This is a genomic window from Variovorax sp. 10L421, assembly GCF_056395365.1.
Genome location: NZ_JBFTJJ010000001.1, coordinates 418,109 through 442,422 on the forward strand (window position 1 = coordinate 418,109; position 24,314 = coordinate 442,422).

Below are 24,314 nucleotides of genomic sequence, written 5' to 3' on the forward strand. Positions count from 1 at the left end.
ATCCTCGCTGCCTCATGCGCCTGCTCCTCGACTCCTTCTGGCGCGCGGTCGCCTATTGCATGCTGCCGCGCGTGATCGTGCTGTCGCTGCTGCCTTTGGGCCTGATGGTGGTGCTGGCCGCGGGGCTCGGTTACTTCTATTGGGACGACGCGGTTGTATGGACGCGCGGCGCGCTCGACGCCTGGCCGCTGCTGTCGAGCTTCTGGGCCTGGATCGGCCGTCTTTTCTCCGGTGACGTCACTTCCGCGCTGGCGTCCCTGGTCGTGGTGTTTGCCGCCACCCCGGTGATCGTGGTGCTCTGCCTGCTGATCGTGGCCGGCTTCATGGCGCCCGCGCTGACGAAGCTGGTGGCCGAACGGCGCTTTCCCTCGCTCGAACAGAAAAAGGGCGCTTCGTTCTTCGGCAGCGTCGCGCGTTCGCTGGGCGTCACCATCCTGGCGCTGATCGCCCTCGTGGTGTCGATGCCGCTGTGGCTCATTCCGCCGCTGGTGCTGATCCTGCCGCCGCTGATCTGGGGCTGGCTCACCTACCGCGTGATGAGCTTCGATGCGCTGGCCGAGCATGCCAGCCCCGAGGAGCGCACCGCACTGCTGCGCGCGCATCGGCTGCCGCTGCTGTGCATCGGCGTGCTTTGCGGCTACCTGGGCGCCGCGCCCAGCATCGTCTGGGCATCGGGCCTGCTGTTCGCCGCCGCCTTCTTCGTGCTGGTGCCGATCGCCATCTGGATCTACACACTGGTCTTCGCCTTCTCGGCGCTCTGGTTCGCGCACTACTGCCTCGACGCGCTGGCGCAGCTGCGCGCTCAGCGCGCCGTGGCCGAAGCGTCGACCGCCGCCGGCACCACGTCGGCCCTCGAAGCCGAGGGAGCCAGCAAGGCCGCACTCTCTCAATGGGGTTCACCATGACACGCGCATTCGGTCTCATCGTCGTCGGCGACGAGATCCTTTCCGGCAAGCGGGCCGACAAGCACATGGCCAAGGTCATCGAGCTGCTCGCCGCGCGCGGCCTGCAGCTCGGCTGGGCGGAGTACGTGGGCGACGAGCCCGCGCGCATCACCGCCGCGCTCATGCGCGCCTTTGCCTCGGGCGACATCGTGTTCTCGACCGGCGGCATCGGCGCCACGCCCGACGACCATACCCGCCAGTGCGCTGCGCAGGCGCTGCGCGTGCCGCTCGCGCTGCACCCCGAAGCCGAGATGCTGATCCGCGAACGCATGCGGGACACGGCGGACGAACAGGGCCTGCCCTATGAGCCCGACCGTCCCGACAACATCCACCGCCTCAACATGGGCGTGTTCCCGCAGGGCGCGACCATCATCCGCAACCCGTACAACAAGATTCCGGGTTTCAGCGTCGACCACGTGCATTTCGTGCCGGGCTTTCCGGTCATGGCCTGGCCCATGATCGAGTCCGTGCTCGACAGTCGCTACGCCGACCTGTTCACCCGCAATGCCGTCGCCGAGAAATCGGTGATCGTTTTCGGTGCCATGGAAGCCACGCTGACCCCGCTCATGCAGGCCATCGAGGCCGCGCACGCCGGCATCAAGGTGTTCAGCCTGCCCAGTGTCGACCACCCTGAATATGGCCGGCACATCGAGCTGGGCGTCAAGGGCGACCCCGGCCGGCTCGATGCCGCCTATGTCCAGCTGATCGAAGGGTTGCACACCTTTGATGCCAAGCTTGGCCCAGAATTGGTGCGTTGATGTCGATTGCACCAACTTGGTGAATTTCCGCCTCTATTTGGGGTTTGCAGCGCTCGCCAAAGCGTCGTCGGGTGAGGCGACAATGGCACAGAAACTGCATCCCTCGTCCCTGTATTCCTAACCACCATCCAACTCAGGAGAAACTGATGGCAAAGACCGTCGCCGATGTACTCAAGCTCGTCAAGGAAAACGAGGTCAAGTTCGTCGACTTCCGCTTCACCGACACCCGTGGCAAAGAGCAGCACGTCACCGTGCCGGTCTCGGCTTTCGATGAAGACAAATTCACCTCGGGCCACGCGTTCGACGGTTCGTCCATCGCCGGCTGGAAGGGCATCGAAGCTTCGGACATGCAGCTCATGCCCGACCCGAACACCGCCAACATCGATCCCTTCTTCGAAGAAACGACGCTGATCCTGACCTGCGACGTGATCGACCCCGCCGACGGCAAGGCCTACGAGCGCGATCCGCGTTCGCTCGCCAAGCGCGCCGAAGCCTACATGAAGGCCTCCGGCCTGGGCGACACCGCCTTCTTCGGTCCGGAACCCGAGTTCTTCGTGTTCGACGGCGTCCGCTGGAAGAACGACATGTCGGGCTGCTTCGTGAAGATCGACTCCGAAGAAGCCTCGTGGAACACCGACAAGGAATACGAGCACGGCAACACCGGCCATCGTCCGGCAGTCAAGGGCGGCTACTTCCCGGTTCCCCCGGTCGACAGCTTCCAGGACATGCGCTCGGAAATGTGCCTGGTGCTCGAATCGCTCGGCATCCCGGTCGAAGTGCATCACCATGAAGTGGCCAACGCCGGCCAGATGGAACTGGGCACCAAGTTCAGCACGCTGGTCCAGCGCGCCGACTGGGTCCAGCTGCAGAAGTACGTGATCCACAACGTGGCCCACGCCTACGGCAAGACCGCCACCTTCATGCCCAAGCCCATCGTCGGCGACAACGGCTCCGGCATGCACGTGCACCAGTCGGTCTGGAAGGACGGCAAGAACCTGTTCGCAGGCGACGGCTACGCAGGTCTCTCGGACTTCGCCCTGCACTACATCGGCGGCATCATCAAGCACGCCCGTGCCCTGAACGCCATCACGAACCCCGGCACCAACAGCTACAAGCGCCTGGTGCCCGGCTTCGAAGCCCCGGTGAAGCTGGCCTACTCGGCCAAGAACCGCTCGGCCTCGATCCGCATCCCGTTCGTGGCCAACCCGAAGGGCCGCCGCGTCGAAGCGCGCTTCCCCGATCCGCTGATGAACCCGTACCTCGGCTTCGCTGCGCTGCTGATGGCGGGCCTCGACGGCGTCGAAAACAAGATCCATCCGGGCGAAGCCGCCAGCAAGGACCTGTACCACCTGCCGCCGGAAGAAGACGCGCTGATCCCGACCGTCTGCCACAGCCTCGACCAGGCCCTGGAATACCTGGACAAGGACCGTGCGTTCCTGACCAAGGGCGGCGTGTTCACCGATGCATACATCGATGCGTACATCGAGCTGAAGATGCAGGAAGTCACGCGCTTCCGCATGGCGACCCACCCGGTCGAGTTCGACATGTACTACTCGCTGTAAAGGCGAGCCCCTGACGGGGATTCAAGACAAAAGGACGGCCTCGGCCGTCCTTTTTCATTGGCCTGGAACATTTGGTCACGGTTGGCATCGAATTGCACGAAAATGCACCTTTGTCGCCGCCCTCCACCGATACACATGAAGACTGCTTCTCTCATTTTTCTGGCCGGTTCATTGATCGCGCTACCGGCGCTCGCGCAGGAGCGCGTCTGGCGTTGCGGCAACGAGTACACCAACAACGCCACCATCGCCCAGCAGAAGGGCTGCAAGGTCATGGAAGGCGGCAACGTCACGGTCGTGCAAGGCACGAAAACTTCGGGCGGCTCCGCGTCGTCCGGTGGCTCTTCCGCGGCACGCGCACCGGCGGGCAGCCCGCGTGTCGAAGGTGTTGACCAGCGCGCGCGCGACGGCGAGGCGCGCTCGGTGCTCGAAGCTGAACTCAAGAAGGCGGAGGCACGCCAGGCCGAGCTGCAGAAGGAATACAACAACGGCGAGCCTGAAAAGCAGGGCAGCGAAGGCCGCAACTACCAGAAGTACCTGGACCGCGTCGCCGAAATGAAGGCCGAGCTGGCGCGCAACGAAAGCGACATCGCCGGCATCCGCCGCGAGATCGGCCGCCTGCCGAACAAGCAGCAACCGCAATAGCCATATGGTGTTCGGGAAGAAGGCGAGCGGCGCCAATCCGCGCTTCCAGTCCTTCGACCTGCTGTCCACGCTCATCGCGGTGGTCAACAGCAACGGCTCGGTGCTGTTTGCCAATGCAGGCCTCGAAGACGCACTGGGCACATCGCGGCGCACCCTCGAGGGGTCGCAGTTCGGTGCGTGCTTTCACGAGCCGCAGGTGCTGCGCACGGCGATCGACGGCGCGAGCAGCAACGACTTCGCCACCCTGCGCTACGAAGCCTTCCTGCGCCGCGTCAACCACGAGCTCATGCCGGTGCAGGTCACGCTCGCGCATGGCGACAAGAAGGGCGAACTCATCATCGAGATGTCGCCGCTCGAGCATCAGGTGCGGCAGGACCGCGAAGAGCGCCTCATCGACCAGGCGCAGGCCAACAAGGAACTCATCCGCAACCTCGCGCACGAGATCAAGAACCCGCTCGGCGGCATCCGCGGCGCGGCACAGTTGCTGCAGATGGAGGTCGAATCGCGCGACCTCATCGAATACACCCAGGTCATCATCCACGAGGCCGACCGGCTGCAGACACTGGTCGACCGCCTGCTCGCGCCGCACCGCCGGCCGCACGTGGTGGGCGACGTCAACATCCACGAGGTGTGCGAACGCGTGCGCTCGGTCATCCTTGCGGAGTTTCCGCGCGACCTGCACATCGAGCGCGATTTCGACGTGTCGATTCCCGAGTTCCGCGGCGACCGCGAGCAGCTCATCCAGGCCACGCTCAACATCACGCACAACGCCGCGCAGGCGCTGGCCGAGCGCCGCGCGGCCGGCGATGCGCAGATCACTTTCAAGACGCGCATCGCCCGCCAGGTGATCTTCAACAAGCAGTGGTATCGACTGGCACTGGAATTGCATGTCATCGACAATGGACCGGGTGTGCCGGACACGATCAAGGACCGCATCTTCTATCCGCTGGTATCGGGCAGGGAAGGCGGGACGGGGCTGGGATTGACGCTCGCACAGACTTTTGTGCAACAGCATCACGGCGTGATCGAGTGCGACAGCGTCCCGGGCCGAACCGATTTCAAGATATTGATACCGCTGCCCTAGCAGCCCGGCAACAAGGAGATGCATGAAGCCGATCTGGATAGTTGATGACGACCAATCGATTCGCTTCGTGCTCGAGAAGGCTCTGCTGCGCGAAGACTTGCCCACGCGCAGTTTCACGAACACGCGCGAGGTGCTCGCAGCACTCGAACAGGCCGCCGACGACGATCAGCAAGGTCCCCAGGTCCTGGTGAGCGACATCCGCATGCCCGGCGGCTCCGGGCTCGACCTGCTCGACAAGATCAAGGCCAAACATCCCGGCCTGCCCGTCATCATCATGACGGCCTTTTCAGACCTCGACAGCGCCGTCTCGGCCTTCCAGGGCGGCGCCTTCGAATACCTGCCCAAGCCCTTCGACCTGCCGCGCGCGGTCGAGCTCATCCGCCGCGCCGTCGACGAAAGCCAGCGCGAGGAAGTCGCCGAAGAACGCATGGTCGCCGCGCCCGAGATGCTCGGCCAGGCGCCCGCCATGCAGGACGTTTTCCGCGCGATCGGCCGGCTCTCGCAGAGCAACGTCACGGTGCTCATCACCGGCGAATCGGGCTCGGGCAAGGAACTGGTGGCGCGTGCGCTGCACAAGCACTCGCCGCGCGCCAACGGCCCCTTCGTGGCCATCAACACCGCGGCCATCCCGAAGGACCTGCTCGAGAGCGAACTCTTCGGCCATGAGCGCGGCGCCTTCACCGGCGCGCAGACCATGCGCCGCGGCCGCTTCGAGCAGGCCGAGGGCGGCACGCTGTTCCTCGACGAAATCGGCGACATGCCCTTCGATCTGCAGACGCGCCTGCTGCGCGTGCTGAGCGATGGCCATTTCTACCGCGTGGGCGGCCACAACTCGGTGAAGGCCAACGTGCGCGTGATCGCCGCGACCCACCAGGACCTGGAGCAGCGCGTCAAGCTCGGCGGCTTCCGCGAAGACCTGTTCCACCGCCTCAACGTGATCCGCCTGCGCCTGCCGGCATTGCGCGAACGCGGCGAAGACGTGCCCGCGCTCACGCGCCACTTCTTGCAGGCGAGCGCGCGCCAGCTCGGCGTCGAGCCCAAGCGCATTTCCGACGCGGCGCTGGCCAGGCTCGCGGCCTTCAGCTTTCCGGGCAATGTGCGCCAGCTCGAGAACATCTGCCACTGGCTGACCGTGATGGCACCGGCCCAGCTGATCGAAGCGAAGGACCTGCCGCCCGAGGTGATGGCCGTCGGCGCAGGCGCCGAGGCCCACGTGCCCGAAGTCGTGGCTGCCGCGTCGGCTGCGATGGCCCAGCCCGTCGCATCGCCGCCGATTGCGGCCAGCGGTGAGTCAGCGCCCGTGCCCGCCGTATCCGAATCCACCGAAGCGCATGCAGGCGTGAGCAGTTGGGAAAGCGGCCTGGAGGTCGAGGCGCAGGCGCTGCTGGCAGCGGGCCGCACCGACGTCTGGGACGTGCTCACGCGCCGCTTCGAGTCGAGGCTGATCCTCACGGCCCTGGCCAACACGCGAGGCCGCCGCATCGAGGCCGCGCAGAAGCTCGGCATCGGGCGCAACACCATCACCCGAAAGATCCAGGAACTCGGGATCGAATGAAAAGGCCCTTCGGGGCTTTCTTACGACGCGACCCCAGCAGGGATGCCGCGGAACCGGTTTTGCCGGGCCGCCGGTATCGCCCCCTGCAGGGGGTGTGCCAAGCTACCTGCTGCGCTGGCCGAGCGTCAACGAATCGATCTGGAATTTCCCGCTCTTGTCCCAGAGCCAGGTGTCAACGTACGTGTGACCGCCCAGCTTGCCCGGATTGGGCAGCGGCGACGTGGCCTTGATCAGTTCGGCAATCATCGGCGGCACTTCGGGCGCATGGCTCGGCGTGCGGCTGAACGTGACGTTCACTACCTTCCCGGTGGCGTCGATCTCGGTCTCGACCACCACCACCGCATACACCAGCGGCGGTATCTTGCCCTTGTAGATGCGGCTTGCGTACTTGTTGTAGATGTGGCGCGCGCCGATCTTGCGGTACGTTCGCACGGCCGGCGTTTGTGCCGTGATCAGGCGCACGGTGGGCACGTTGCGGTCGTCCGGCGCGGCCTCGCCGGCGGGGGCGGTCGCGGTGGCGCCCGTACCGCCTTCGGCCTTGTCGGTGGGCTTCAGGAGGGAGCAGGCGGACAGCGCGAGTGCGGTGGCCGCCAATGCGATGCGGCCTGCGATGCGGATGGGCGCGGCCATCGGTCAGGCCCCCTGGTCCAGATCGAGCACCACCGGCGCATGGTCGCTCGGCTTTTCCCATTTGCGCGGCACGCGGTCGATGACGCAGCCCTTCACGCGCGGCACCAGCGGCTGGCTCACCAGGACGTGGTCGATGCGCAGCCCGCGATTCTTCTGGTAGCCCAGCATGCGGTAGTCCCACCACGAATAGCTTTTCTCGGGCTGCTCGAACATGCGAAAGCTGTCTGTCAGGCCCAGTTCGAGCAGCGCCTTGAAATGGTTGCGCTCCTCGGTCGTGTGGTGGATTGTTTCCTTCAGGCCCACCGGGTCGAAGCTGTCGCGGTCTTCCGGCGTGATGTTGAAGTCGCCCAGCAGCACGAGGTTCGGGTTCGACACCATCTCCTGGCGCAGCCAGTCTCGCAGCGCGTCGAGCCACTTCAGCTTGTATTCGAACTTGTCGGTGCCCGGCGCCTGGCCGTTCACGAAGTAGCCGTTGACCACACGCAGCGGACCCGACGGCGTTTCAACGGTGGCCGCGATCACGCGCGACTGGTCGTCGGTGAAGCCACCGATGTTCTTCACCACGTCGCGCATTGGTGCAAGGCTGAGGACCGCCACGCCGTTGTAGGTCTTCTGGCCAAACACCGCCGCTTCGTAGCCGGCCGACTTGAGCACGTCGAGCGGGAACTTGTCGTCGGTCATCTTGAGCTCCTGCAGGCACAGCACGTCGACCGGATTGGCGATGAGCCAGTCGAGCACGTGCTGAAGGCGCGCGGTGAGGGAGTTGACGTTCCAGGTGGCGATTTTCATAAATTATTGTAAGTCATTGATTTCAAATGAAAATTTATCATTTTCAGAGCGTCTTTGGCAGCCTGCACCCCTTGGTGTGCCCGTTCGGCGTTTCGCTTTGCCTCGGTTGGCGTGCATGCAACTGGTCAGCTTAGCAAAAGCACTCGAACTTCCATTGCTTCTCGGGTAAGCGGGCGCAACAGCAGCGGCACCGCAGGGCGACGCCGCTGCTAGGTGCTTACCACTATCGTCGACAATATTGTCAACAATAATGTTGACGTTAATTTCAACAAAGCCTAGATTACGCCCGACAGCCTCGGTGGTGCACTGGCCCGGACCAGCCCGACCCGCGACTGCAAAGTTCGCCAGCGTGCCGGGTCCTTTTCCTGCAGGCTGGCATCCGTGCCACTGCAAGGAGACAAACCGATGCAAAACACCATGACGGACGGCGCCAAGGCGACCGCCGCAGCCCCCGACGCCGCCCACCAGCCCACCAAGGTGCGCTGGAAGATCTTCCTGATGATGTTGTTCCTGATCTCGATCAACTACATCGACCGGGCCTCGCTTTCGGTGGCCATGCCGCTGATCGCCAAGGAATTCGACATCGGCCCGGCCGTGCAGGGCCTGCTGCTCAGTTCGTTCTTCTGGACCTATGCGCTGATGCAGATCCCGGGCGGCATGCTGGCTGACCGCTTCGGCCCGCGCGTCGTCATCGCTGGCGCGACCGTGGGCTGGGGCGCCTTCCAGGCCATCGCTGCCCTCTGCACGGGCTGGGTTCCCTTGCTGTTGACGCGGCTGGGCCTGGGCGCGGCCGAGGCGCCGATCTACCCCGCGGGCGGCAAGCTCAACGGCATCTGGATGACCCAGACCGAACGTGGGCGCGGCGCCACCTTGCTCGACGGCGGTGCCCCCCTGGGTGCCGCGTTGGGCGCGATCCTGATCTCGGCATTGATCGCCGTGCTCGGGTCCTGGCGCCTGGCGTTCGTCATCGCCGGCGTCGGCACCGTGGTGGCAGGCTACTTCGCCTGGAGCTACATCCGCAACCATCCACGCCAGCATCCCGGTGTGAACGAGGCCGAAGCGCGCTACATCGAGGCCAGCCACGCTGCCGACGCCGCCAAGGAGTCGGCCGACGCGAGCGGCCGGGTGCTCGACTTCTTCCGCTACCGCTCGGTGTGGGGCATGTTCTTCGGCTGGATGTGCTTCAACGCGCTGTTCTACGGCCTGCTCACGTGGATGCCCAACTACCTGTCGAAGGTGCACGGCTTCGACATCAAGCAGATGGGCGGCGCGGTGTTCATCATGTTCTTCTCGGGCTTCGTCGGCGAGATGTTCGGCGGCTGGCTGGCCGACAAGTGGCAGGCGGCCGGTGCCTCGCAGAGCAAGGTGCTGCGCACGCTGTTCGGCATCTCGTCGATCATCGCCACCATCGCCATCTTCATGGTGACCCAGATCAAGGACCCGGTCGCCGTGGTCGTGCTGCTGTCGGTGACGCTGTTCTTCCTGCGCTGGTGCGGCCTGTTCTGGTGCGTGCCGTCGATCCTCGGCACGCGTGCCCGGGTCGGCTTCCTCGGCGGCACCATGAACCTCGGCGGCAATGTCGCGGGCATCGGCGTGCCGATCGTGGTGGGCCTGATCGTGCAGGCGACCGGCTCGTACTTCATGGCGCTGATGCTGTTCACGGCGGCCGGTGCCGGCCTGTTCGTCTGCTCGACGATGCTGATCGACTACAGCAAGAAGCTGCCGGTCTGAGGCACGCAACCGAACCGGAAGGAGACGCTCCCATGTTTGTTTCTCATCTTCGTCTCGCGGCGGGTGCGGTTGCCCTGCACCTTGCCTGCGCCGGCGCGGCCCTGGCCCAGCCGGCGGTCGATGCCGAGCCCGGGATTGCCGTTGCGGTGCCCGAGGCCGTGGGCGTCGACTCCCAGCCGCTGGTGCGGCTGTCGGAGTGGATCCGCAAGGAAAACCTCGACGTGCGCAGCTTCCTCGTGGTCAAGGACGGCAAGCTGGTCTTCGAGCGCTACAGCCAGGGGCTTACGCGCGACCACAACTACGAGCTGTACTCGATCACCAAGAACGTCACGGCGCTGGCGGCCGGCGTGCTGATCGACGAGGGCCGCTCACGCCTCGACGAGAAGATCGCGCCCATTCTGGCCAAGGCGCGTCCCGACCTGAAGGACGCGCTCGCAGATAAGCAGGCCATCGAACTGCGGCACGTGATGTCGATGTCGACCGGCCTGTTCTACGACTTCAAGCCGACCGACGACCCGATCTACTACGGCGCGCCGGACCGCCTGAAGCTCGCGGCCGGCACCACGCCCCGGCGCCCGCCCGGCGAGGCCTTCGACTACACCGACGTCAACCCCATCCTCGCGAGCGCCACGCTGGGCGCCGATGCCGGCATGCCGCTGCAGGCCTTCGCCGAGCAGAAGATCTTCAAGCCGATGGGCATGGTGCACTACGCCTGGGAGCGCGCGGACGACAAGGGGCTCGTGTCCTCCGGCTGGGGTCTGCGGCTGCGCGCCGTCGACATGGCCAAGCTCGGCATGCTGGTGCTCTCGGGCGGCCGCTGGAACGATCGGCAGATCACGTCGCAGGCCTGGATGCGGACCATGACCGCGCCGTCGTCCGCGCCCTGGTACGGGCAGTACTGGTGGATCAACGACATCGTCGCCACCGAGCCCGAGGTGCATGCCATGGGCTTCAAGGGCCAGTTCATCGTGGCGCTGCCGCAGCGCAATGCGGTGGTCGTCATGACGAGCATGCTGCCCATCGAGGGCGGCCTGCGCGAGTCGAAGAACGTGCTGGCGATCCGCCGCATGGTCAACGACTTCGTGCTGCCCGCGCTCGACAACGCCTCGCATGCGAGCCCGACGCCCGCGCGCCGCAAGGCCCTGGCGCGCGAACTCGACTTGGCCGCCCACCACCAGGGCAAGCCCGGCGCACCGGCCGACCCGACCGATACCCCCCGGCTCTGACGACCATGACGCAACGAAAGCTCATCGGCGTGCTGACGCCTTCCTCGAACACCGCGCTCGAACCGCTGACCAGCGCGATGGTCGCGGGCGTGCCTGGCGTCTCCGCGCATTTCTCGCGCTTCACCGTCACCGAGATCTCGATGCGCGACGCCTCGCTGAACCAGTTCGACGACAGCAAGATCCTCAACGCCGCGCGGCTGCTGGCAGACGCGCGCGTGGACACGATCTGCTGGAGCGGCACCTCGGCCAGCTGGCTCGGCTTCGAGAAAGACCAGGCGCTGTGCGCGCGCATCACCGAGGCGACCGGTATCCCGGCCACCACCTCGGTGCTGGCGCTCAACGAACTGCTGGCCGCGCAGGGCGCGCGCGCGCTGGGCCTGGTGTCGCCGTATGTCGAGGACGTGCAGCAGCGCATCGTCGCCAACTACGCGGGCATCGGCATCGACTGCGTGGCCGAGCGCCACCTGGACCTGACGGTGAACTTCGCGTTCAGCGAGGTCGAGCCCGACACGCTGCGCCGCATGCTGCGCGAGGTGGCACAACAGCGCCCCGACGCGATCACCATCATGTGCACAAACCTCAGCGGCGCGCAGCTGGTCGAAGAAATGGAGCGCGAGCTAGGCATCCCGATCTACGACTCGGTGGCCACCGTGGTCTGGCGCGCGCTGAAGACGGTCGGCGTCGATCCGAGCGCCGTGAAGGGCTGGGGCCGGCTGTTCGACGCGAAGGCCTGAACGGCCACCACCGACCATCAGACACAGACATAAAAGCAAAGAAAGACCATGACCTTCCGCGACCTCGATCTCGTGGTGCGCAACGCCCGCGTTGCCACCGCCAGCGACACCTTCGATTCGGACATCGGCATCCGCGACGGCCGCATCGTGCAGCTCGGCCTCGGCCTGCCGCCGGGGCGGCAGGAGATCGATGCCGCCGGCCGCTACGTGACGCCGGGCGGCGTCGACGCCCATTGCCACCTCGACCAGCCGATGGAGCCGCCGGTGCGCATGGCCGACGACTTCGACACCGGCACCCGCGCGGCGGCCTGCGGCGGCACGACCACCGTGATCCCGTTCGCGGCGCAGCACAAGGGCCAGTCGTTGCGCGCCGCCGTGCAGGACTACCACCAACGCGCCGAAGGCCGCGCCCACGTGGACCACGCCTTTCACCTGATCGTGAGCGACCCGACCGAGGAAGTACTCAAGCATGAGCTGCCGCAGCTCATCGCCGAGGGCTACACCTCCTTCAAGATCTACATGACCTACGACGATCTGAAGCTGGACGACGGCCAGATCCTCGACGTGCTGGCGGTGGCCAGGGAGCAGGGCGCGATGGCCATGATCCATGCCGAGAATGCCGACTGCATCGAGTGGCTGACCAAGCGGCTCGAAGCCAGCGGACGCACTGCGCCGCGCTTTCATGCGCATGCGCGGCCGATGCTGGTCGAGCGCGAGGCGACGCACCGCGCGATCGCGCTGTCGGAACTGGTCGACGTGCCGATCATGATCGTGCACGTGTCCGGGCGCGAAGCCGTCGAGCAGATCCGCTGGGCGCGCGCACATGGCCTGAGCGTGTTCGCCGAGACCTGCCCGCAGTACCTGTTCCTGACCGCCGAAGACTTGGGGCTAGACGACAGCTATCAGGGCGCGCGCTGCGTCTGCAGTCCGCCGCCGCGCAACCGCGAGAACCAGCAGGTGATCTGGAACGGACTGTCGGACGGGCTGTTCACGATCTTCTCTTCGGACCATGCGCCGTTCCGCTACGACGCACCCGAGGGCAAGAAGCCCGGCGGCGAAGAGGTGGCGTTTCGCCACATTCCGAACGGCATTCCCGGCATCGAGACGCGGCTGCCGCTCTTGTTCTCGCACGGCGTGCTCGATGGGCGCATCACCATCAACAAGTTCGTCGAGCTGACGTCCACCAACCCCGCCAAGGCCTACGGGCTGCACCCGCGCAAGGGCACGATCGCCGTCGGCGCCGATGCCGACCTCGTGGTCTGGGGCACCACGCCGCGCGCCATCCGCAACGCTGATCTGCACCACGACGTCGACTACACGCCCTACGAGGGCATCGAGGTGAAAGCCTGGCCGGCGCTAACGTTGGCGCGCGGCGAGGTCGTGTGGGACGGCGAACGCTTCCATCCGCGTGCCGGACGCGGAGAATTCCTGCGCCGGGGCGAGCCCACCTTGCTGCCGAGCCGCCGACCGGCCTGAGCCAATCGCCTGGAGACATTGCCATGAACCTGCTGCTGATCAACCCCAACACCTCGCAAAGCGTCTCGGACCTGATCGCGGCCGAAGCCCGGCGTGCGGCCGCGCGCGACACGCGCATCGAGGTGCTGACCGCACCCTTCGGTGTCGCCTACATCGAGACCCGCTTTGAATCGCTGATCGGCGCCTATGCCGCCGCTACGCTCGCGGCGGAGCACCACGCGCGGCACGACGCCATCGTGGTCGCGGCCTTCGGTGACCCCGGCATCGACGGCCTGCGCGAGGCGCTCGACATCCCCGTGGTCGGCCTGACCGAGGCCGCGCTGATGAGCGCGTGCCTGCTGGGCAAGCGCTTCTCGATCGTCGCGATCTCGCGGCGCATCACGGCGTGGTACCGCGAGTGCGTGCAGGCCAACGGCCTGATCGACCGGCTGGCGAGCATCCGCAGTCTCGACGGTCCGCTCAAGGACATCGGGCACGTGCAGGACGACCACGGCCAGCGACTGGAGGCGTTGTGCATGTCGGCCATCGAGGACGACGGCGCGGATGTGATCATCATCGCCGGCGCGCCGCTGGCGGGCCTGGCGCGTTCGATCAAGGACCGCATTCCGGTGCCGGTGGTCGATGGTGTGTCGAGCGCCGTGTGCCATGCCCAGACGCTCGTGTCCCTGGCGCCTGCGCCGGCGCGCCGGGGCAGTTTCGCGCCGCCGCCGATCAAGCCGAACCAGGGGCTGCCAGACGCCTTGGCGCGGCTGCTGGCGCGCGATGCCGGACGCAGCACGGGCTGAGGTTGCGGGTCCCGTGGCGCTCTGCAGCGTAGGGGGCCCGCCGATAGAATCGGCGCCGATGTCCACCAAAGCCCCAGCCCGCAAGACCAGCGCGAACGGCGCGGCCAACGCCCGCGAACACAGTGTCGAGGAGATCGCCGAGAAGATCTCGGCAGCCATCCTCGAGCACCGTCTCGCGCCCGGCACGAAGCTGGGGGAAGACCGGCTGGCCACGATCTTCGCGACCAGCCGCGCCAAGGTGCGCGAAGTGCTGGCCCGGCTGGCTCACGAGCAGATCGTCGAGCTGGTGCCGCAACGCGGCGCCTTCGTCGCCAAGCCCACCATCGAGCAGGCGCAGGACGTGTTCGAGGCGCGCCGCCTCATCGAACCCGGCGTGCTGCGCCGCCTCATCCGTACGCTCGACGACACCAAGAAGCAGCGCCTGCAGCGCCACATCGAGCTCGAGGCCGACGCGCGACGCCGCGACGACAAGCGCGCCATCGTCCGCCTGTCGGGTGAGTTCCATGTGCTGCTGGCCGAACTGGCCGGCAACTCGGCTCTGGCGCGATCGATGCGCGAGCTGTCGGTGCTGACCTGCCTGATCATCTCGCTGTACGACGCCCCCACGGCCACCAGTTGCCGCGCCGACGAGCACGAGGAAATCGTCGCTGCCGTGAACCGCGGCGATGCCCAGCGCGCCGAGAAGCTGATGCTGCATCACCTGGACCACATCGAGCAGAGCCTGAAGCTGGACGACAGCGCCGAAGAGGTCGACCTCGAAAGCGTGTTCAGCTGAAGCAGGAACGGTGCAGGCGAGCCGTGCGCCCTGGAATTGGCACGCTCAATGACATCGTTCATGCGCCGCAGGCGCGGCTTCCTACAGTTCGATGAATGCCGACGTGGCCTTGTTGAGCGCCAGCTTGCCCTTGGCGGTGATCGATTCGACCTGGGCCAGCTGGCGTATCGCGCGCGCATCGGGCGCGCGGTCCGAGGGCGGAATGAAGGCCGTCACCAACTCTGCCGCACGCAGCACGCGCAGCCTGTCGATGTCTGCCGGCGTGTGAATGACGTATGGCAATTTCTGCTCGGCGATGACCCGAAGAAATTCCATGGACATGAGCCGTCTCCTTGGGTTGAGGGCGGGAGCGACATTTTGCGCACAAACAATTGGCGTTGTCTAAACCCTGAGCCGCGCATGCCTTTACACGCGTGTACCGAAGTGTTCCTTTCGCCCTGAAAGGGGCGACGAAGGTGCCAGTTTGTTTCTGGTAACCGGGCGACTATTTTTGTTGAGCGTCAGGGCCGGCCAAACTGTCGCCGCTCATCCGTTCGGGGATGCGATGCGCTCGTAGGTCACGAAGCTGAAGCCCAGGCCTTCCTTGGCCGAGACATGCGATTCGCGCTGCGTCTCGCGCCATACGGCTGCGTCGAGATCCGGAGCATAGGCATCGCCTTCGTAGTTGCGCGCAACCTCGGTCACGACCGCGCGCTGCGCGAGCGGCTCGGCTTCGGCGTAGATCTGCGCGCCGCCGATGACCCATACGGCGTCGGCCTTCGATGACGATTCGCAAAGCGACAGTGCCTCCTGCAGGCTGCCCGCGCGCAGCGCGCCGTCGGCCTGCCAGCCGGGCTGCCGTGTCACCACGATGTTCTGCCGGCCCGGCAGTGGCCGGAAGCGTGGCGGCAGCGAGTCCCAGGTCTTGCGGCCCATGATCACCGGCGCGCCCACGGTCTGCTGCTTGAAGTGCGCCATGTCCTCCGGGATGTGCCAGGGGATCGTGTTGTTCGCGCCGATCACGCCGTTGGCGGCGCGCGCGAAGATGAGGTTGACGCGGGGCTTGCTCATTCCGCTCATACCGCCACGGGCGCCTTGATCGGATCGCCGTGCCGGTAGTCCAGCACCTCGAAGTCTTCGTACTGGTATTCGAAGATCGACGCCGGCTTGCGCTTGATGTTCAGCGTGGGGTAGGGGTAGGGCGTGCGGCTGAGCTGCAGCGCGACCTGCTCGGCGTGGTTGCTGTAGATGTGGCAGTCGCCGCCGGTCCAGATGAAGTCGCCCAAGTCGAGGTCGCACTGCTGCGCCACCATGTGCGTGAGCAGCGCGTAGCTCGCGATGTTGAAGGGCACGCCCAGGAAGATGTCGGCGCTGCGCTGGTAGAGCTGGCAGCTGAGCTTGCCCCGTTCGCCTTCGGCCTGCGGCGGCGCCACGTAGAACTGGAAGAAGGCATGGCAGGGCATCAGCGCCATCTTCGACAGCTCGGCCACGTTCCATGCGCTCACGATGATGCGGCGCGAATCGGGGTTGGTCTTCAGCGTCTTGATGACGTCGGCGATCTGGTCGATGTGGCCGCCGTCGGGCGTGGGCCAGCTGCGCCATTGCACGCCGTATACCGGGCCCAGGTCACCGTCCTCGCGCGCCCATTCGTCCCAGATGGTGACGCCGCGTTCCTTGAGCCAGTTGTTGTTGCTCGACCCGGTCAGGAACCACAGCAGCTCCTGGATGATGGACTTCAGGTGCACCTTCTTCGTGGTGACCAGCGGGAAGCCCTCGTTCAGGTCGAAGCGCATCTGGTGGCCGAACACGCTCTTGGTGCCCGTGCCCGTGCGGTCGCTCTTGAAGACGCCATGCGTGTCGACGTGGCGCATGAAGTCTTCGTACTGGGAGCGGACGGGGCGGGCGGGCGTGGAGGTCATGGGCGAAAGGCTTCCGGAGGATCTGGCGGGAGGCTTCGAATTTTAAGTGCCCGGGCTTAGCATCGCCGGAATGAGCGCAGACCACCCCCACGACGACAGCGGCCACGGTCACCACCACGGCCACGATCATGACCACGAACACAGCGAACTCGGCGAGATGGACCTGCGCGTGCGTGCGCTCGAAAGCGTGCTCGCGCAGAAGGGCTACATCGACCCGGGCGCGCTCGACGTGCTGATCGACACCTACCAGACCCGCATCGGCCCGCGCAACGGCGCAAGGGTGGTGGCGCGGGCCTGGGTCGACCCGGCCTTCCGGCAGTGGCTGCTGGCCGACGCCACGGCAGCCATCGCCTCGCTGGGCTACACGGGGCGGCAGGGCGAGCACATGGTGGCAGTGGAGAACACCGGCGATACGCACCACATGGTGGTGTGCACCCTGTGCAGTTGCTATCCGTGGCCGGTGCTGGGCCTGCCGCCCACCTGGTACAAGAGCGCGCCGTACCGCTCGCGCGCGGTGAAGGACCCGCGCGGCGTGCTCGCCGATTTCGGCGTGACCCTGCCCGAGACCACGCGCATCCGCGTGTGGGATTCGACCGCCGAGGTGCGCTACCTCGTCATCCCGCAGCGGCCCACCGGCACCGAAGGCCTGAGCGAAGAAGAGCTCGCCGCATTGGTTTCACGCGATTCGATGATCGGCACGCGGCTGGCCGGTGCACCAGTTGAAGCCGGGAGCGACGCATGAGCTACGCGACGAAGGCCGACCTCGGCGGACAGCCCGGCTTCGGCAAGGTGGTGCCTGAAGCCGAGGGCGAGCTTTTTCATGCCGATTGGGAGCCGCGCGCGCTGGCGCTCGTGCTGGCCATGGGCGCGACGGGCTCGTGGAACATCGACGCGAGCCGCTCCGTGCGCGAGACGCTGCCCGACTATGGCGAGCTGAGCTACTACCAGATCTGGCTTCGCGCGCTGGAGCAGCTGATGCTGCAGCGCGGGCAGCTCTTTCCCGACGAGATCGCCAGCGGCGAGGTGAGCCATGCTGCCGCGCCCGTGGCCCGCGTGCTGCGCGCGGCCGATGTGCAGTCGGTGCTCGCCAAAGGCTCGCCCGCCGAGCGGCCGGCGCCTGCACCGGCCCGCTTTGCCCTGGGGCAGAAGGTGCATATGCACCTCGGCAAGTTCGACCATCACACGCGGCTGCCGGCCTATGTGCAAGGCAAGCGCGGCACCATCGTTCACGTACATGGCACGCATGTGTTCGCAGACACCAACGCGCAGGGGCTCGGCGAGCAGCCGCAGTGGCTCTACACGGTGGAGTTCGACGAAGCCGAACTGTGGGGCGACGATGCGCCGCGCCAGAACCTCTCGGTGTCGGTGGATGCGTGGGAGAGCTATCTGGAGGCCGTGGCATGAGCGCCGCGCCGGGCCGCCCCAAGCAAGCTCGCACCGCAGTGCGAAGCACGAAGGTATTCCAATGAGCGGCGAGCGCATGCCGCTGTCGCCCGGCATGCCGCGCGATGCGGACGGGCCGGTGTTCAGCGCGCCATGGGAGGCCCAGGCCTTCGCGATGACGCTGGCGCTGCACGAGCGCGGCCTCTTCACATGGCCCGAATGGGCCGAGGCGCTGGCGGCGCAGATCTCCGAGGCTCAGGCCGCGGGCGACCCCGACACCGGCCAGACCTACTACCTGCACTGGCTGGCCGCGCTCGAGAAGCTCGTGGCCGCCAAGGGCGCCAGCTCGGGCGACGAACTGGCCCGCTACCGGCATGCCTGGGAGCACGCGGCCGGCCGCACGCCGCATGGGCAGCCGATCGAGCTGCGCGGGGAAGACTTTCCGGGTTGAACTTTTCCGGCTGAAGTGTCTGTAGAGTGCGTGCGGCAGCGCCCGCATCGTGAGCTTGATCCGTTCGCGAGTCGGGTGATAGCCTGCCGCGCTTTCCTCGACATTCCTTCAACAGAACGGACAACATGACGACTCACTCGCGCCATCCCGCTTCGGCTTCTTCGGCCATGAAATCCCGGACTCCCGCTCGCCGCCACATGCTCGCCATCGCCCAGTGCACCGCGCTCGCGTGCGCCCTGCTGACTGGCAACGCCATGGCCCAGAAGCCGCACCAGGGCGTGCTCGACGCCGCCACGCAAAGCAAGGACGAGGCGCTGAAGATGCTGGAGCGCATGGTCAACATCGACTCCGGCTCGGCCGACACGGCGGGCCTGGACAAGGTCCGCGAGATGGCGGTGGAAGAGCTGCGCAAGCTCGGCGCGCGCATCGAGACCTTTCCGGCCGATCCGCATCCCGGCACCAACGTGGTGGCCACGCTGACAGGGCAGGGCAAGAAGAAGATCCTGATCCTCGCGCACATGGACACCGTCTTCAAGGAGGGCACGGCCGCGGCCAAGCCCTTCTACATCAAGGATGGCCGCGCCTACGGCCCCGGCGTGATGGACGACAAGGGCGGCGTGATCGCCGGGCTCTATGCGCTGAAGATCCTCAAGCAGGTCGGCTTCCAGGACTACGGGCAGATCACCTTCCTGCTCGACACCAACGAAGAGGTCGGCTCCGTCGGCACCAGCGCGCTGATCGAGCGCATCGCCAAGCAGCACGACGTGGCGTTGAACCTGGAGCCGGGCCGACCGGCCGATGGCCTCGTGGTCGAGCGCAAGGGCTCGGCCACCGCGCTCGTCGAGGTGAAGGGGCTGGCCGCTCACGCGGGCGTGGCGCCCGAGGCCGGCCGCAATGCGGCGATGGAAGTGGCGCACCAGGTGCTGCAGCTGTCGAAGACGGCCGATGCCGCGAAGAAGACCACGGTCAACTTCACGGTGCTCACGGCCAATGGACCGACCAACGTGATTCCGGCGACCGCGAGCGCCAAGGGCGACGTGCGCGCGGCCACGCCCGAGGAGCTCGACCGCGTCGAGAAAGACCTGGTCCGCATCTCGCAGAACAAGCTGATCCCCGAGACCGAGGTGCGCGTGCGACTGATCCGCGGCCTGCCGCCGATGCCGCGTTCGCCCGCGTCCGACAAGCTGGTGCGCATGGCCGAAGGCATCTACGGCGAGATCGGCAAGAAGCTCACCATCGAGAGCAGCGGCGGCGCGGCCGATGCGAGCCTGGTGGCAGGCGTCGGCGTGCCGGTGCTCGATGGCTTCGGCATCGTGGGTGGCGGCATCCACACGCCGGAGGAATATGCGGAGGTAGAGAGCGTGGTGCCGCGCCTCTACCTGCTGTCGCGCATGCTGATGGACCTGAGCGCCAACTGAGCAGGCGCTCAGCCGCGCTTCGGAATGCCCAGCCCCGCCACCACGGCGGGGCGCGCCACGAAGGCTTCGAGCGCGCGCGCCACGTTCGGAAAATCCTTGAAGCCCACGAGGTCCGCTGCCTCGTAGAAGCCGATCAGGTTGCGCACCCACGGGAAGGTGGCGATGTCGGCGACGGTGTAGCTGTCGCCCACGATCCACGCGCGGTCCGACAGGCGTTTGTCGAGCACGCCGAGCAGGCGCTTCGATTCGGCCACGTAGCGGTCGCGCGGGCGCTTGTCTTCATAGTCCTTGCCGGCGAACTTGTTGAAGAAGCCGAGCTGGCCGAACATCGGGCCGATGCCGCCCATCTGGAACATCACCCACTGCAGGGTTTCGTAGCGGCCGGCGGCGTCCTGCGGAATGAACTTGCCGGTCTTCTCGGCGAGGTACATGAGGATGGCGCCCGATTCGAACAGCGCCAGCGGCTTGCCGCCCGGGCCATTGGGGTCGAGGATGGCCGGGATCTTGTTGTTCGGGTTGAGCGACAGGAATGCCGACGACGTCTGGTCGTGGGTCTCGAAGCTCACGAGGTGCGGCTCGTACGGCAGGCCGGTCTCCTCCAGCATGATCGACACCTTCACGCCGTTGGGCGTGGGCAGCGAGTACAGCTGCAGCCGGTCAGGATGCTGCGCGGGCCATTTTTTCGTGATGGGAAAGCTCGAGAGATCGGTCATGGAGGGAGTCCTTGGGAGGGAGACGGCAAGCGCCGGATTCTGCCCGGGCCGGGCAGGCGGCGTGCGCGTACGGCCTTGCCCCTCAGATCCCCAGCCAGCTCATCAGCGAGGACTCGACGTCGGACGAAGGCGTGACGAAGCCGACATAGGTGGACGCAGCGAGCGCGCGCTTGCCGGCGTCGGTCTGCGCCAGGCTCAGCAGCGCATCGCGCGCCGCGTTCACCGTGGCCGCATCGAGCTTGCGCGACGCGAGCCATTGCTTGATCGGCACTGCGCGCGATTCCGCGCAGACCTTGCCGCCGCCGTCTTTCCAGGTCTTGATCACGCCGGAGGCTGCCGTTGCACCGTAGGCTGCAAAGCCGTTCTGCACGTAGAAGGGCACGGCCTCCTGGAAGCGCGTGTTGGTGACCTTGACCGCGGTGCCCTGCAGTCCCTGCTCGCGCAGCATCGCGCGCGTGATCACCGCGGTGATCGAGTCGGCGTCGGGCATGACCAGCTGCTTGCCGGCCACGCTCTTCCAGTCGGAGATCGGCTGCTGTTCCTTGCACAGGAAGGACACCTTGTAGTCGGTGTAGCCGGTGGTCCAGGCGAATGCGCTGTACTGCCCGCCCTTGATGGCGCCGAGCGCCACGTGCGACGGGTGCACGAAGGCGAAGTCGACCTGCTGCTGCTTCAGCGCGTCGCGCGCACCGTTGTACGAATTGAGGATCTTGATCGTCACCGGCTGCTTGAGCGCCTTCGACAGCACCTCGGCGATGGGCTCGAAGCGGGCGGTGACCTGCGCGTCGGACACGTTGTAGCTCACGCCTTCGCTGACACCGATCACAAAGGCGTGTGACGAAGCGCAGGTTGCGAGAAGCAGCGCGGCCGTACCGCGGGCGATGGTGCCAGGTGAATGGAGGGCGGCGCGGTGTTTCATGGGGACTTTTTCCGGAGGGTGGTGTTGTAACTAAATTATTACATTCATCCACTCGAAGGAACAAGCCCGGACCGCAGGGTTAGCACTGATGAAACAACACTCCGGCGGCCCGCGGGCCGACCGGGCGAGGCGCTATCGCAGGATCAGCCCCGCAGCAGCACTTCCTCGACCTTGATCGACGGCACGTTCTCGCCGCCCGACTTCACCATGTCCTTCGGCCGGTCGAGGAAGACCAGCTGCCCATCGGCGTCGAACTTGCCCAGGTCGCCCGAGTGGTGCCAGCCGAAGCGCTGCGCGTTCGCCGTCGCCTCCGGGTCCTTGTAGTAGTCCAGCATCACGTTGGGTCCGCGAAAGACGATCTCGCCGACCTGCTCCGGCCCGAGCAGGTCGCCCTCATCGCCCATCACGGCGACCTCGTTCACCAGCGTGCCCACGCCCCAATACGAGCCGAAGCGCTTGCGCTGCTCCTGCACCTCGAAGATGGTGGCGCCGGGGTACATCTCGGTCTGGCCCGAGACGAGTGCGAAGTTGGGGCAGAACCCGTCGAGCAGGCGCAGCAACTGCGTGCGCGACATCGGCGCCATCGCGTAGACGCACAGCCGCAGGCTCGACAGGTCGCGCGCGGCGCGCTGCGGCTGCGCGAGGAGCGCACCGTACATCATCGGCAGGCCGACCATCACCGTGATCCGGTGGCGCTCAATGGCGGCGAGCACCGCGCCGGGGTCGAAGCCGCGCAGCACGACGAGCGCGCCGCCCACCGCCAGCGCCGACATCAGCACCGTGTGCTGGCCGCAATGGAACAGCGGCAGCACGCAGCTCCACACGTCGGCGCGCTCGGGGCTGCTGCCTCATTCGATCATGTTGCTCAGCAGCACCGAGTGCACCGACGCATGCGAATGCATCACGCCCTTCTGGCGCCCAGTGGTGCCGCTGATGTACATGATGCGCGCAAGCTGTGTGCTGTCGATGGGCACTTCGGGCAGCGTGTGAGGTCCCTGCGCGAGATGCGCGGATGGAACTGCGGCGGCGCGAGGCCGGTGGGGGCTGCAGGTATGCTCTGTGTCTCCGTTCTTCGGTGATGGGCGCAGCCCCAAGGCTGGCCGCCGCACCGCGCTTGCGAAGACTGGCTACACGCAGAACGCCCCAGGGCCTAGAAGCGTGCCTTGAGGAAAGCCGAAGGCCCCTGCAGGCGGACCTTCAAGCGCGAATCGGCAGAGCCGCTCTCGCGCGTCAGGTCGATGTTCGTCAGGCCATAGGCGAGCACCAGGCCCACGTTCTTCACCGGGAACCACTCGACGCCGGCGGAGGCGTTGTAGATGTTGCCGTGGAAGCGGCCGCTGCTCTTCCACACGCCCGAGGCGTCGGCGAACAGCCGCAGGTCCGGCGTGATGGCGTGGCGCACGCCCACTTCGAGCAGCGGCGCCACGGCGTTGTCGCTGGAGCTTTCGTTCAGCGTTCTGACCTGTCCGTTCACCCCGGCGAGCGCAGTCGCGCCGAGCGTCGCACGGTAGTAGGCGGCACCGGCGCCCAGGCCGAGCACGGTGTTGCCCGAGCCGATCCACCACTTGTACGAGAGCTTGGCAAAGTCGAGCTTGGTGTTGACGGTGGCGTTGCCGAAAGTATTCAGCGAACCGAAGTTGCCCAGGGACGTGGTGTTCGCGACGCCGCCGGAGTAGTCGCGCCGGTACTGGTAGTAGTCGAACGAGATTCCGTGGCTGTCGCCGATCAGCACGTCGGCCGTGATGCGCGGCATGGTCACGCGGCCCGGCTTGATGTCGCCAGATTGCAGCGTGCCATACGGCGTGCTGACCGAGGCGTTGAACTTCGGATCGGCGCTGAAGGCACCGACCGAGAAGCTGAACCGGTCGAGCGCGGGCGAGGGATCGGCCAGAGCCGGCGCGGCGGCAAGCAGGAGGCCGGAGCCGAACAGTGCGCCGAAAGCGGGGCGAGGGCGGAGCAGCAGCATGGATGAAATCCTTGGTGACCCGGATGGGAAATGGATGCCGCGGGCACGCGATGAAATGGCGCAGGCCTGAGGCCTTGCGCTGTGCTTCCGGGCGAAGCTCCCTTGAACAGCGAGAACCCTAGTGGCGCGCGTGAGCTTTCCCGATGCGCGGAATGCCGCTGTACTTGTAGGACTCCTTCTACGCTACGGCGCTACAGTGCTCGCCCATGCGCCGACATCTTTCCACCACCACCGGTCCCCAGCGTCTTCTCTACGGCGCGGCCACCGGCTGCGCCGTTGCGGCCGCGCTGATGCCGCTGCCCATGAGCGGCATGGCGCGCGGGCTGGCCGGATGGTGCGTGGGCGTGGGGGTCTTCCAGCTGCTGTCGTGGTGGTTGGCCGACACCTTCGATGCGAAGCGCACGCGCGAGCGCGCCCAGTCGCTGGACCAGCCCAATGTGGTGATCCTGGTCTCGATGCTGATGGTGGTGGGCATGAGCGTGGTGGCCATCGCGATGCTGCTGCAGCAGGTGAAGGGGCTGAGCGGCTGGGAGCGCGCGGCGCATGTCGCGCTGGGCCTGGTGGCGCTGGCAGGGTCGTGGCTGACGATGCACACCATCTATGCCTTTCACTATGCGCACCGCTACTACATCGACCAGCGGGACGGTACTCCTGACGGCGGGCTCGATTTTCCGGGCGGGCACGACGCCCCCGACTACTTCGACTTTCTCTACTACTCGTACGTGATCGGCATGACCTCGCAGGTGTCCGACGTGCAGGCGACGTCGAAGGAGATGCGGCGCATCACGCTGCTGCACAGCGTGCTGGCCTTCGCGTTCAACATGATGGTGCTGGCGCTCTCGGTGAACGTCGTCGCGGGTGCCGTGTAGGCGCCC

The 24,314-nt window shown here is 66.5% G+C and carries 25 protein-coding genes and 1 pseudogene; 17 read left to right on the forward strand and 9 right to left on the reverse strand.

The window, feature by feature from the left end:
• The first annotated feature begins 14 nt into the window (after positions 1-14).
• The 6 genes from AC1DFC_RS02010 to ntrC all read left to right on the forward strand — a co-directional run bounded on the left by AC1DFC_RS02010 (position 15) and on the right by ntrC (position 6,545).
• On the forward strand, positions 15-905 hold the full coding sequence (locus AC1DFC_RS02010) for an EI24 domain-containing protein (RefSeq protein WP_007829399.1): 891 nt from the start codon (positions 15-17) through the stop codon (positions 903-905).
• Positions 902-1,702, forward strand: a complete 801-nt coding sequence (locus AC1DFC_RS02015; protein WP_007829401.1) for a competence/damage-inducible protein A — start codon at positions 902-904, stop codon at positions 1,700-1,702. Before AC1DFC_RS02010 ends, AC1DFC_RS02015 begins: the two co-directional genes overlap by 4 nt.
• Before the next feature lie 146 nt (positions 1,703-1,848).
• Positions 1,849-3,264: a type I glutamate--ammonia ligase gene (gene glnA, locus AC1DFC_RS02020; RefSeq protein WP_007829403.1), complete on the forward strand. Its 1,416-nt coding sequence runs from the start codon at positions 1,849-1,851 to the stop codon at positions 3,262-3,264.
• Between the two features lie 135 nt (positions 3,265-3,399).
• Positions 3,400-3,906, forward strand: coding sequence for a hypothetical protein (locus AC1DFC_RS02025; RefSeq protein ID WP_007829405.1), 507 nt, complete (start codon positions 3,400-3,402; stop codon positions 3,904-3,906).
• A gap of 4 nt (positions 3,907-3,910) precedes the next feature.
• The gene (gene glnL / locus AC1DFC_RS02030; protein WP_056510423.1) at positions 3,911-4,990 is read left to right on the forward strand and encodes a nitrogen regulation protein NR(II); all 1,080 of its coding nucleotides are present in this window, start codon (positions 3,911-3,913) and stop codon (positions 4,988-4,990) included.
• A gap of 22 nt (positions 4,991-5,012) precedes the next feature.
• Positions 5,013-6,545 carry a nitrogen regulation protein NR(I) gene (gene ntrC, locus AC1DFC_RS02035; RefSeq protein ID WP_478178616.1) on the forward strand — a complete coding sequence of 511 codons (1,533 nt, stop codon included), beginning with the start codon at positions 5,013-5,015 and terminating at the stop codon, positions 6,543-6,545.
• Between the two features lie 102 nt (positions 6,546-6,647).
• On the opposite strand, the gene AC1DFC_RS02040 is transcribed toward ntrC, so the two are convergent.
• Both AC1DFC_RS02040 and xth read right to left on the reverse strand, forming a co-directional pair.
• On the reverse strand, positions 6,648-7,175 hold the full coding sequence (locus tag AC1DFC_RS02040) for a hypothetical protein (protein WP_478178617.1): 528 nt from the start codon (positions 7,173-7,175) through the stop codon (positions 6,648-6,650).
• 3 nt (positions 7,176-7,178) lie between these two features.
• Entirely contained in the window at positions 7,179-7,964 is a 786-nt protein-coding gene (xth, locus tag AC1DFC_RS02045) for an exodeoxyribonuclease III (protein WP_007829412.1), read from the reverse strand.
• A 417-nt stretch (positions 7,965-8,381) separates the two neighbouring features.
• On the opposite strand from xth, the gene AC1DFC_RS02050 reads away from it, so the two are divergent.
• From AC1DFC_RS02050 to AC1DFC_RS02075, 6 genes are read left to right on the forward strand one after another with little or no spacing between them, the layout of a single operon-like run.
• On the forward strand, positions 8,382-9,695 hold the full coding sequence (locus tag AC1DFC_RS02050; protein WP_086012090.1) for an MFS transporter: 1,314 nt from the start codon (positions 8,382-8,384) through the stop codon (positions 9,693-9,695).
• Positions 9,696-9,727: 32 nt separating this feature from the next.
• A complete protein-coding gene (locus tag AC1DFC_RS02055) occupies positions 9,728-10,921 on the forward strand; it encodes a serine hydrolase domain-containing protein (RefSeq protein ID WP_007829421.1) in 1,194 nt (397 codons plus the stop codon).
• Between the two features lie 5 nt (positions 10,922-10,926).
• The gene (locus AC1DFC_RS02060) at positions 10,927-11,655 is read left to right on the forward strand and encodes a maleate cis-trans isomerase family protein (RefSeq protein ID WP_413331315.1); all 729 of its coding nucleotides are present in this window, start codon (positions 10,927-10,929) and stop codon (positions 11,653-11,655) included.
• Positions 11,656-11,703: 48 nt separating this feature from the next.
• Positions 11,704-13,131: a dihydropyrimidinase gene (hydA, locus tag AC1DFC_RS02065; RefSeq protein ID WP_413314727.1), complete on the forward strand. Its 1,428-nt coding sequence runs from the start codon at positions 11,704-11,706 to the stop codon at positions 13,129-13,131.
• Between the two features lie 23 nt (positions 13,132-13,154).
• The gene (locus tag AC1DFC_RS02070; RefSeq protein WP_413314726.1) at positions 13,155-13,916 is read left to right on the forward strand and encodes an aspartate/glutamate racemase family protein; all 762 of its coding nucleotides are present in this window, start codon (positions 13,155-13,157) and stop codon (positions 13,914-13,916) included.
• Between the two features lie 58 nt (positions 13,917-13,974).
• Positions 13,975-14,691, forward strand: a complete 717-nt coding sequence (locus tag AC1DFC_RS02075) for a GntR family transcriptional regulator (protein ID WP_413314724.1) — start codon at positions 13,975-13,977, stop codon at positions 14,689-14,691.
• Between the two features lie 81 nt (positions 14,692-14,772).
• Here AC1DFC_RS02075 and AC1DFC_RS02080 read toward each other — a convergent pair whose 3' ends face one another.
• The 3 genes from AC1DFC_RS02080 to AC1DFC_RS02090 all read right to left on the reverse strand — a co-directional run bounded on the left by AC1DFC_RS02080 (position 14,773) and on the right by AC1DFC_RS02090 (position 16,589).
• Positions 14,773-15,012: a hypothetical protein gene (locus tag AC1DFC_RS02080; protein ID WP_007829428.1), complete on the reverse strand. Its 240-nt coding sequence runs from the start codon at positions 15,010-15,012 to the stop codon at positions 14,773-14,775.
• 204 nt (positions 15,013-15,216) lie between these two features.
• On the reverse strand, positions 15,217-15,741 hold the full coding sequence (locus tag AC1DFC_RS02085; protein WP_193386530.1) for a dihydrofolate reductase: 525 nt from the start codon (positions 15,739-15,741) through the stop codon (positions 15,217-15,219).
• Positions 15,742-15,746: 5 nt separating this feature from the next.
• Positions 15,747-16,589 carry a thymidylate synthase gene (locus AC1DFC_RS02090; protein ID WP_413331314.1) on the reverse strand — a complete coding sequence of 281 codons (843 nt, stop codon included), beginning with the start codon at positions 16,587-16,589 and terminating at the stop codon, positions 15,747-15,749.
• A gap of 70 nt (positions 16,590-16,659) precedes the next feature.
• Between AC1DFC_RS02090 and nthA the strand changes: the two genes are divergently transcribed.
• The 4 genes from nthA to AC1DFC_RS02110 all read left to right on the forward strand — a co-directional run bounded on the left by nthA (position 16,660) and on the right by AC1DFC_RS02110 (position 19,841).
• Positions 16,660-17,331 carry a nitrile hydratase subunit alpha gene (nthA, locus tag AC1DFC_RS02095; protein WP_413314722.1) on the forward strand — a complete coding sequence of 224 codons (672 nt, stop codon included), beginning with the start codon at positions 16,660-16,662 and terminating at the stop codon, positions 17,329-17,331.
• Entirely contained in the window at positions 17,328-17,993 is a 666-nt protein-coding gene (gene nthB / locus AC1DFC_RS02100; RefSeq protein WP_413331313.1) for a nitrile hydratase subunit beta, read from the forward strand. Before nthA ends, nthB begins: the two co-directional genes overlap by 4 nt.
• Positions 17,994-18,054: 61 nt before the next feature.
• Positions 18,055-18,423 (forward strand): nitrile hydratase accessory protein, encoded by a 369-nt coding sequence (locus AC1DFC_RS02105; RefSeq protein ID WP_007829434.1) that lies wholly within the window; start codon positions 18,055-18,057, stop codon positions 18,421-18,423.
• A 167-nt stretch (positions 18,424-18,590) separates the two neighbouring features.
• Entirely contained in the window at positions 18,591-19,841 is a 1,251-nt protein-coding gene (locus tag AC1DFC_RS02110) for a glutamate carboxypeptidase (protein ID WP_042672818.1), read from the forward strand.
• Positions 19,842-19,849: 8 nt separating this feature from the next.
• On the opposite strand, the gene AC1DFC_RS02115 is transcribed toward AC1DFC_RS02110, so the two are convergent.
• From AC1DFC_RS02115 to AC1DFC_RS02130, 4 genes and pseudogenes are all read right to left on the reverse strand, one after another.
• Complete coding sequence (locus tag AC1DFC_RS02115) at positions 19,850-20,554, reverse strand: glutathione S-transferase N-terminal domain-containing protein (RefSeq protein ID WP_007829451.1); 705 nt, start codon at positions 20,552-20,554, stop codon at positions 19,850-19,852.
• An 82-nt stretch (positions 20,555-20,636) separates the two neighbouring features.
• Entirely contained in the window at positions 20,637-21,473 is an 837-nt protein-coding gene (locus AC1DFC_RS02120) for a phosphate/phosphite/phosphonate ABC transporter substrate-binding protein (RefSeq protein ID WP_007829454.1), read from the reverse strand.
• Between the two features lie 143 nt (positions 21,474-21,616).
• Positions 21,617-22,582: pseudogene (locus tag AC1DFC_RS02125) on the reverse strand (class I adenylate-forming enzyme family protein).
• A gap of 41 nt (positions 22,583-22,623) precedes the next feature.
• Entirely contained in the window at positions 22,624-23,439 is an 816-nt protein-coding gene (locus tag AC1DFC_RS02130; RefSeq protein WP_007829458.1) for a hypothetical protein, read from the reverse strand.
• Between the two features lie 206 nt (positions 23,440-23,645).
• Between AC1DFC_RS02130 and AC1DFC_RS02135 the strand changes: the two genes are divergently transcribed.
• A complete protein-coding gene (locus AC1DFC_RS02135; RefSeq protein WP_478178618.1) occupies positions 23,646-24,308 on the forward strand; it encodes a DUF1345 domain-containing protein in 663 nt (220 codons plus the stop codon).
• Positions 24,309-24,314: the final 6 nt, after the last annotated feature.

Bases quoted from the DNA above. Each gene is read 5' to 3' on its own strand.
- glnA (WP_007829403.1), top strand. From the start codon at position 1,849: ATGGCAAAGACCGTCGCCGATGTACTCAAGCTCGTCAAGGAAAACGAG.
- AC1DFC_RS02075 (WP_413314724.1), top strand. From the start codon at position 13,975: ATGTCCACCAAAGCCCCAGCCCGCAAGACCAGCGCGAACGGCGCGGCC.
- glnL (WP_056510423.1), top strand. From the start codon at position 3,911: ATGGTGTTCGGGAAGAAGGCGAGCGGCGCCAATCCGCGCTTCCAGTCC.
- AC1DFC_RS02015 (WP_007829401.1), top strand. From the start codon at position 902: ATGACACGCGCATTCGGTCTCATCGTCGTCGGCGACGAGATCCTTTCC.
- AC1DFC_RS02040 (WP_478178617.1), bottom strand. From the start codon at position 7,175: ATGGCCGCGCCCATCCGCATCGCAGGCCGCATCGCATTGGCGGCCACC.
- AC1DFC_RS02025 (WP_007829405.1), top strand. From the start codon at position 3,400: ATGAAGACTGCTTCTCTCATTTTTCTGGCCGGTTCATTGATCGCGCTA.
- AC1DFC_RS02110 (WP_042672818.1), top strand. From the start codon at position 18,591: ATGAAATCCCGGACTCCCGCTCGCCGCCACATGCTCGCCATCGCCCAG.
- AC1DFC_RS02105 (WP_007829434.1), top strand. From the start codon at position 18,055: ATGAGCGGCGAGCGCATGCCGCTGTCGCCCGGCATGCCGCGCGATGCG.
- AC1DFC_RS02070 (WP_413314726.1), top strand. From the start codon at position 13,155: ATGAACCTGCTGCTGATCAACCCCAACACCTCGCAAAGCGTCTCGGAC.
- ntrC (WP_478178616.1), top strand. From the start codon at position 5,013: ATGAAGCCGATCTGGATAGTTGATGACGACCAATCGATTCGCTTCGTG.
- AC1DFC_RS02060 (WP_413331315.1), top strand. From the start codon at position 10,927: ATGACGCAACGAAAGCTCATCGGCGTGCTGACGCCTTCCTCGAACACC.
- AC1DFC_RS02055 (WP_007829421.1), top strand. From the start codon at position 9,728: ATGTTTGTTTCTCATCTTCGTCTCGCGGCGGGTGCGGTTGCCCTGCAC.
- AC1DFC_RS02135 (WP_478178618.1), top strand. From the start codon at position 23,646: ATGCGCCGACATCTTTCCACCACCACCGGTCCCCAGCGTCTTCTCTAC.
- AC1DFC_RS02085 (WP_193386530.1), bottom strand. From the start codon at position 15,741: ATGAGCAAGCCCCGCGTCAACCTCATCTTCGCGCGCGCCGCCAACGGC.
- AC1DFC_RS02120 (WP_007829454.1), bottom strand. From the start codon at position 21,473: ATGAAACACCGCGCCGCCCTCCATTCACCTGGCACCATCGCCCGCGGT.
- AC1DFC_RS02010 (WP_007829399.1), top strand. From the start codon at position 15: ATGCGCCTGCTCCTCGACTCCTTCTGGCGCGCGGTCGCCTATTGCATG.
- xth (WP_007829412.1), bottom strand. From the start codon at position 7,964: ATGAAAATCGCCACCTGGAACGTCAACTCCCTCACCGCGCGCCTTCAG.
- nthB (WP_413331313.1), top strand. From the start codon at position 17,328: ATGAGCTACGCGACGAAGGCCGACCTCGGCGGACAGCCCGGCTTCGGC.
- AC1DFC_RS02090 (WP_413331314.1), bottom strand. From the start codon at position 16,589: ATGACCTCCACGCCCGCCCGCCCCGTCCGCTCCCAGTACGAAGACTTC.
- AC1DFC_RS02080 (WP_007829428.1), bottom strand. From the start codon at position 15,012: ATGTCCATGGAATTTCTTCGGGTCATCGCCGAGCAGAAATTGCCATAC.
- nthA (WP_413314722.1), top strand. From the start codon at position 16,660: ATGAGCGCAGACCACCCCCACGACGACAGCGGCCACGGTCACCACCAC.
- hydA (WP_413314727.1), top strand. From the start codon at position 11,704: ATGACCTTCCGCGACCTCGATCTCGTGGTGCGCAACGCCCGCGTTGCC.
- AC1DFC_RS02130 (WP_007829458.1), bottom strand. From the start codon at position 23,439: ATGCTGCTGCTCCGCCCTCGCCCCGCTTTCGGCGCACTGTTCGGCTCC.
- AC1DFC_RS02115 (WP_007829451.1), bottom strand. From the start codon at position 20,554: ATGACCGATCTCTCGAGCTTTCCCATCACGAAAAAATGGCCCGCGCAG.
- AC1DFC_RS02050 (WP_086012090.1), top strand. From the start codon at position 8,382: ATGACGGACGGCGCCAAGGCGACCGCCGCAGCCCCCGACGCCGCCCAC.